Origin of the sequence: Pseudomonas sp. NPDC086278 (assembly GCF_050280905.1) — a bacterium.
Lineage (GTDB): Bacteria > Pseudomonadota > Gammaproteobacteria > Pseudomonadales > Pseudomonadaceae > Aquipseudomonas.
Genome location: NZ_JBNNWE010000155.1, coordinates 1 through 7,353, shown reverse-complemented (window position 1 = coordinate 7,353; position 7,353 = coordinate 1). Strand labels below are relative to the sequence as shown.

The window sequence follows — 7,353 nt, the reverse complement described above, 5'->3', positions numbered from 1 at the left end:
GGAGCGAGGCAAGAGCGCGAAAGTCGCGCTGATCGCCTGCATGCGGATACTGTTGATCCGGCTGAATGCCATGCTGCGCGACGGCACCGAATGGCAGTGACGAATGGCAGGGTTAAGACAGTTGCTCCCACAGGGGGGGTGGATTTAATTCGATTAATATCTGGATAAATTGCTTAAATTTAGATGCGTGGATGGTTAAAAGCTTTAAATGCCGATTTTTATCGGTTATAAAGTCGCCACTGCCCACGCTAAAAGCATTTGCCCGGAGATGATTCATGAGTCGTGTCGTTACCGTTGCCGCCACCCAGATGGCCTGTTCCTGGGACCTTGAAGCCAACATCGAGACCGCCGAGAAGCTGGTCCGCGAGGCGGCCGCCAAAGGCGCGCAGATTATCCTGATTCAGGAACTGTTCGAGGCGCCGTACTTCTGTCAGAAGCCCAATCCGGACTATCTGCAGCTGGCGACTTCGGTAGAAGACAACGTCGCCATCCGGCATTTCCAGAAAGTCGCTAAAGAGCTGCAAGTGGTGCTGCCGATCAGCTTCTACGAATTGGCGGGTCGTGCGCGCTTCAACAGCATCGCGATCATCGATGCCGACGGCAGCAACCTCGGGATTTATCGGAAAAGCCACATCCCGGACGGCCCCGGCTACCACGAGAAGTATTACTTCAACCCGGGTGACACCGGTTTCAAAGTGTGGAACACCCGTTACGCGAAAATCGGCGTGGGCATCTGCTGGGATCAGTGGTTCCCGGAGTGCGCGCGCAGCATGGCGTTGCTCGGCGCGGAAATTCTGTTCTACCCGACCGCCATCGGCAGCGAGCCGCACGACAAGACCATTTCGTCCCGTGATCACTGGCAGCGTGTGCAACAAGGCCACGCCGGCGCCAACCTGATGCCGCTAGTGGCCAGCAACCGCATCGGCAACGAGGAGCAGGACGGTTACGACATCACCTTCTACGGCTCGTCGTTCATCGCCAACCAGTTTGGCGAAAAGGTCCAGGAACTCGATAAAACCGAAGAAGGCGTGCTGGTGCAGCGTTTCGATCTCGACGAACTGGAGCACATTCGCAGCGCATGGGGCTCGTTCCGTGATCGTCGCCCGAACCTATACAATGCGCTCAAAACCCTCGACGGTTCCCTGGAGTCCTGACTGCATGACCACTCTGAATAGCACCCCGCGCGCCGACGGCTTCTACATGCCCGCCGAGTGGGCGCCCCAAACCCAGACCTGGATGATCTGGCCCGAGCGCCCGGACAACTGGCGCCTGGGTGGCAAACCGGCGCAAGCCGCGCACGTCGCGGTGGCCAAAGCCATCGCCCGGTTTGAACCGGTGACCGTGGCGGTGTCCGCCGGCCAGTACGAAAATGCCCGCGCCCGCCTCGATGTGCCGAATATTCGGGTGGTCGAAATGTCCAGCGACGATGCCTGGGTGCGCGACACGGGCCCGACATTCGTCATCAACAACACGGGCGAAGTCCGCGGTGTGAACTGGGACTTCAACTCTTGGGGCGGTTTCGACGGTGGCCTCTATTCGCCGTGGAATCGCGACTCGCAAGTCGGCGGCAAAATTCTGGAGATCGAGCGCAGCCAGCGTTACCGCACCGAAGGCTTCGTGCTCGAAGGCGGCTCGATCCATGGCGACGGCGAAGGCACCCTGATCACCACCGAAGAATGCCTGCTCAACCGCAACCGCAACCCGCACCTTAATCGTGCAGAAATCGAAGCGGTGCTCAGCGCTCATTTGGCTGTGGATAAGATCATCTGGCTGCCAGACGGTTTGTTCAACGACGAAACCGACGGTCATGTGGATAACTTCTGCTGCTACGTTCGCCCCGGCGAAGTGCTGCTGGCGTGGACCGATGACCCGCAGGACCCGAACTTCCCGCGCTGCCAGGCCGCGATGAGAGTGCTGGAAAGCAGCACCGACGCCAAGGGGCGCCCTTTTGTGGTGCACAAGATGCCGATTCCGGGGCCGCTGTACGCGACTGAAGAAGAGTGCGCTGGCGTCGACCCGGTGGACGGTACCCAGGAGCGTAACCCGAGCGTGCGTCTGGCCGGTTCCTACGTGAACTTCCTGATCGTCAACGGCGGGATCATCGCGCCAAGCTTCGACGATCCACTGGATGGTCCGGCCAAAGAGATTTTGCAGAATCTGTTCCCGCAGCACGAAGTGGTGATGGTGCCGGGCCGCGAACTGTTACTGGGCGGCGGTAACATCCACTGCCTTACCCAACAACAGCCTGCGCCGCACAAAGAGTGAGTGGGGTTGTAACAGCTTGAGTTGATTAAAAAACAACCTGATTGGCGTTTACCCACCGGCGTTTGACAAGAAGCCCGCAGCCCAACTGGACCGCGGGCTTCTTTGTATCCGCTTGTCGACACTTGTGAAACATTGGCACAGCTCTTGTATCTCTGATGATGCGAAACAGGGAGGGGTAGAACTTCGATGTTCTGTCATAAACCTTGGATAAGTTAGCCGCTCACAAACCGGGAGAGAGCGCCGAAATGAACGCCGAAGTGAACGTAGTGAGCGAGCGGGCGTTGCATCCCCTGACAATTAAAAGCGAATCGCTCCAGGTTCTGGCGCACTGGTTGAAGTCCAATGGAACGCGTCAGATCAGAGAACCTGATCCGCGCCGGATGATGATCGAGCGTTACCCCGCTGGTTTGTTCAGCGAGGCGGAACTGGAAGCCTTGTGGGATGTGATGGAAGGATAAGAAACACACAACGGATTGATGAAAGCGCTGCCGGGATGGCGGCGCTTTTTTATGGGCGATGGTTTCAAGATCACCGTAACCCCCCTGTGGGAGCGGGCTTGCTCGCGAAAGCGGTCGTTAATTCAACATCAATGTCGACTGATCCGACGCCTTCGCGAGCAAGCCCGCTCCCACAGTAGATCGGTGTGACCGGTTTATGTCTGGTCAGCACCGGTTCGGTGGTGTTTAGAAGCTGTAGGTGCCGGTCACCACTAGGCTGCGCGGTTCGCCCGGTTGAATCTGGTAGGCGCTGGTGGCCGACGAGTAATAGGTCTTGTCGCTGATGTTGTTCAACGCCGCGCGCAAATCCCAGTCCTTCTGCCGGAAACCGGCCAGCGCGTCCCAGCGGCCATAACCCGGCAGCACGACGGTGTTGAGGTTGTCGGCATAGCGCTGACCCACCAGCGTCAAACCGGTTTCGGCGTACCAGCCCATTTCCGGTTTCCAGGTCAGGAACAGGTTGCCGTTGTGCTTGGCTACGTTACTGATGCGTTTGCCTTCGAAGCCGTTATTGTCTTTGACGACCGTCGCGTCCTGCACGCCCACGCCACCGCGCACGTACCAGTTGCCAACGATATTGCCGGTGGCGGTCAGTTCGACGCCGCGGGAACGTTGCAGGCCGGTCAGCAAAGTCACGGTCGGATCGTTCGGATCGCTGGTGCGACGGTTGGCGAGTTCCAGTTCGTAAATCGCCAGCGTGGTGCTCAGGCGATCGTCGAGCCAGTCGCTCTTCACCCCGATTTCTTTCTGTTTGGTCAGCTCCGGGCTCAAGTCGTTGCTGTTACCGGCCGCGCCTGGGGTGATACCGATCAGACCGCCACCGACCGGGGAAAAGGTCTTGGTCCAGGACGCATAAAAGGAATGATTCTGCAGCGGCGTCCATACCAGGCCGACACGCGGGCTGGTGCTGTGGCTATCACGGTCTTCGGAAATGTTGCGCAGCTTGTTGGTCGACTCGATGTCGAACGTGTCGTAGCGCAGACCGCCCAGCAATTGCCATTGATCGTTCAGGCGCAGTTGATCCTGAACGTACACGGCACGGCTTTCGACTTCGGTGTGAGTGCTGCTCGACACTTGCATGCGGCCGGTGTGGCGCAGGTCGCGATTCGGGTTGTAGAGGTCCAGCGCCGGCACCGGTGAACTGCCGCGCCCCGAGGTGGCGGCGTTGTACAGCGTCGGGTCGCGGCGCTGACTGCCGATCTCGACGCCGGTCAGCAAACGATGCTCCAGGCCGAACGTATCGAAACCGCCCTCCAGCTCGACATTGTTGAACACGTTGCGGGTGGTCAGGTCTTGCTGCCAGTGCTGACGCGTGACCTGGGTGGCCGGGGTGTAGCCGGTGAGGTAGGTGTTGTCGAAATCGCTATCGAGCTTGAACACGCCCAGCGTCTGGCGCAGTTGCCAGTTTTCGTTGATGTCGTAGCTGAGTTTCGAACGCAGGGACTGCGATTTGTCGTCGATGAAGTCGTGATCGTTACCGTAGGTGGTGTCGCGTCCGACATCGGCCGGGCGGCCGTTCACGCCTGGAATGCCGCGATCCGGCGTACGGTTGTAGCGGCTGTATTCGTACTGCACCAGCCAGTTCAGGTCGGGCGTGAGCTGCCAGCTCATTGACGGCGCGAACAGTTGGCGATTGCCGCTGACGCCGTCGCGAAAGCTGTTCTGGTCCATGTTGCCCATGTTCAGGCGCAGGCTGATGTTCTCGCTTGGGTCGGTGCTGAGGTCGGCGTACAGGCTGCGCAAATCTTCGCTGCCACCCTGGGCTTCAATCGTCGAGCGACGGCCGAACTCCGGCACTTTGCTGATGCGGTTGACGATCCCGCCCTGACTGCCACGGCCATACAGCACCGCCGCCGGGCCTTTGAGTACGTCGATGCGCTCGATGTTGTGCAAGTCGCGCACGTACTGGCTGTCGTCACGAATACCGTCGAGGTAGAAGTCGTTGCTGGCGTCGAAGCCACGGATGCGCAGGCTGTCGAAGCGGGTATCGGCGCTGCTGCTGACGTTGGGAATACCGCTGAGTGCGGTGCCCAGGTCGTTGGTGCCGTAATCCAGCACGTTTGACGTTTTAACCGAGTCGATGGCCTGTGGAACGTAACGCACCGGCGTCGAGGTACGGGTCGCAGTGTTGGTTTCTTTCACGCGCGGGTCGTCGGCTTCTGCCTCGGCGCTGATCGACGTGGCGGGCAATGTGGTGGTTGTGGCTCCGGCGAAACCGGCAGACAGGAAAGCAGAAAATCCAAGGGTGACAGGCGTGAGGCGGAACGGGGCAGGCATCTGAGAGCGCATCCGAAAGGGTGAGGAAATTCGAAGGCGTGAATGGTAATGCTTGTTATTTACTTCCGTTAATTATTCCGGAAAAGTTCCGCCATTTGATTGTTTCTGCTTGTGTCAAAACCGATACAACCACGCCAATCAACCGTCCTCCTTTGCCAACGCCAGCAGTACGTTTAGACGCTTTTCGCCTATCCATAGACGATTCATCAAATTGACACAGTGTTCCGGGCGCGGCTAGGATCGCGCCCAACGCCTGTGGCTGACTGCCATGACTCATAAAATAATAAAAAGGCCCGCCACGACTTGTCGTGCGCGGGCCTTTTTATTGTGGGGTGAAAAAAAGAGTGCGACAGCGCCGTTTCAGCCGTCCGACACAGCGCGTATCAACCGGTAATAAGGAAAAGAACAAATGTTGAATAAGCGAATCAGCCTGATCGCTCTGGGGATGTTGAGCGCTACACAGGCCATGGCTAACGACCAGGCCGAATCCAAGGGTTTTGTTGAAGACAGCAGCCTCAAAGTGCTGCTGCGCAACGCCTACATCAATCGTGACTACAAAGACGGCAACCCGGACAAATCCGAGTGGGGCCAAGCGGCCATCGGTACGTTCTCGTCCGGCTTCACCCAAGGCACCGTCGGTGTGGGTGTGGACGCTTTCGGTCTGTATGCCCTGAATCTGGAGCGCAGTGAAGATCGCAGCGGTGCCCAGGGTATCGACTTCTTCAAGAAGGGCGACAGCGGCCACCCGGCCAACGACCTGTCCAAGGGCGGCGCGGCGGTCAAATTCCGTCTGTCCAGCACGACCCTGACCTACGGCGACCAGATGCCGGCATTGCCGGTTCTGAACTACGACAACTCGCGCCTGCTGCCAGAAAGCTACACCGGCACCCTGATCACTTCCAAAGAGATCAAAGGCCTGGAGCTGAACGCCGGTCGTTTCACCGCCGAATCGCGCAAAAGCGCTGAAGGCCGTGACAGCGGTGGCTTGAAGTCGATCAACGTATTGGGCGGCAGCTACCAGTTCACCGAACAGTTCAAGGCTGCGGTGTACGCTTCCGACGTCGAAGACGTATTGAAGAAGCAATACCTGAACGCCAACTACGTGTTCCCGATCGACAAGGATCAGTCGCTGACCCTGGACTTCAACGGCTACCGCACCAAGCTGGACGATTCCTACGTCCGCGAAAGCGGTGCTACCGGTGATGACAACAAGATCTGGAGCCTGGCGGCGACCTTCGCCACGGGTCCGCACTCGTTCACCCTCGCGCACCAGCGCAGCACCGGCGACAGCAACCTGGGCTACGCCTACGGCGGCTATCAGAAAGACCAGGGTCGCGTCGGCGATGGTGGCAACACCATCTACCTGGCCAACTCCTACTGGTCCGACTTCAACGCTGAAGACGAACGCAGCTGGCAACTGGGCTACGGCCTGGACTTCGGCGCCTTCGGCGTTCCGGGCCTGAGCTACAACGTCGCCTATGTGCGCGGTGACAACATCACCACGTCCACCAGCGAAGGCGGGACCGAGCGCGAAATCTTCAACCAGTTCAAGTACGTCGTGCAAAGTGGCCCGGCCAAAGACCTGAGCGTGAAGCTGCGCAGCTCGATCCTGCGCGTGTCGCAGAAATCCAGCGAGTACAACGTCAGCGGTAACGAACTGCGCGTATTCGTGGACTACCCGATCAATATCTTCTGATGATTGATCAGTTGTAGCGATGCACTGAAAACCCCGACTGGTTCGGGGTTTTTTTTTCGCCTTGAAACCGTTCAAAAACCTATAAAACGGTCATTTTTGACCTTCAAACGGCTCATTCAAGCTACGTCGTGCTCCGTTTCAAGCAGCGCTTGATATGCCTCAAATTCTTTCTCATGGACGTAAATCCTGCGCCCACTAGATTAGGCTGCTAAATGTACGGAGATTCTGAAAATGATCGTTTTGAACAGAGAAGTGGGTGAATCGCTACGGCGCGACAAGTATGTCAACGTCCAGGGTGCTGACTTCAATCTCTACGGTCATTTCGCCGATTTCGTCCGACTGACTAAAAGTTGGGAAAACATGGAGCCGGACAGCTATTACGGTCAGGCCGAAGCGGGCATGCGTTATCGTCGCTACAGCGACTTTGAATACAACCCGGTGACGCGTGAACTCAAGCAGCTGGAACACCGCGCCTATGTTCAGTCCAAGGCCAACAACAGCTACGTTGGCGGGATGGTTCGGCACTTCCAGGACTTTTCCGATGAAGTGATCAACTCGCCGGTGATGCGCAGCCTGATCGACACCGATTTCGAGGTGTACAAAAACGTGCTGCCGCCG

General features: G+C 58.1%; 6 protein-coding genes and 1 pseudogene. 6 read left to right on the top strand and 1 reads right to left on the bottom strand.

What is annotated here, in order from left to right:
- The 4 genes and pseudogenes from ACQKP4_RS27770 to ACQKP4_RS27755 all read left to right on the top strand — a co-directional run.
- A pseudogene (locus ACQKP4_RS27770) lies at positions 1-100 on the top strand (IS110 family transposase); the annotation flags it as partial.
- A 175-nt stretch (positions 101-275) separates the two neighbouring features.
- Complete coding sequence (aguB, locus tag ACQKP4_RS27765) at positions 276-1,154, top strand: N-carbamoylputrescine amidase (RefSeq protein ID WP_427637219.1); 879 nt, start codon at positions 276-278, stop codon at positions 1,152-1,154.
- A gap of 4 nt (positions 1,155-1,158) precedes the next feature.
- Positions 1,159-2,265, top strand: a complete 1,107-nt coding sequence (aguA, locus tag ACQKP4_RS27760; RefSeq protein WP_427637217.1) for an agmatine deiminase — start codon at positions 1,159-1,161, stop codon at positions 2,263-2,265.
- A 245-nt stretch (positions 2,266-2,510) separates the two neighbouring features.
- Positions 2,511-2,723 carry a hypothetical protein gene (locus tag ACQKP4_RS27755; protein WP_427637216.1) on the top strand — a complete coding sequence of 71 codons (213 nt, stop codon included), beginning with the start codon at positions 2,511-2,513 and terminating at the stop codon, positions 2,721-2,723.
- 225 nt (positions 2,724-2,948) lie between these two features.
- Here ACQKP4_RS27755 and ACQKP4_RS27750 read toward each other — a convergent pair whose 3' ends face one another.
- Positions 2,949-5,039, bottom strand: a complete 2,091-nt coding sequence (locus tag ACQKP4_RS27750; RefSeq protein WP_427637214.1) for a TonB-dependent receptor — start codon at positions 5,037-5,039, stop codon at positions 2,949-2,951.
- Between the two features lie 409 nt (positions 5,040-5,448).
- On the opposite strand from ACQKP4_RS27750, the gene ACQKP4_RS27745 reads away from it, so the two are divergent.
- Both ACQKP4_RS27745 and ACQKP4_RS27740 read left to right on the top strand, forming a co-directional pair.
- A complete protein-coding gene (locus ACQKP4_RS27745) occupies positions 5,449-6,735 on the top strand; it encodes an OprD family porin (RefSeq protein WP_427637212.1) in 1,287 nt (428 codons plus the stop codon).
- Between the two features lie 231 nt (positions 6,736-6,966).
- On the top strand, positions 6,967-7,353 hold a 387-nt coding region (locus tag ACQKP4_RS27740), incomplete at its 3' end, for a 2OG-Fe dioxygenase family protein (RefSeq protein ID WP_427637210.1).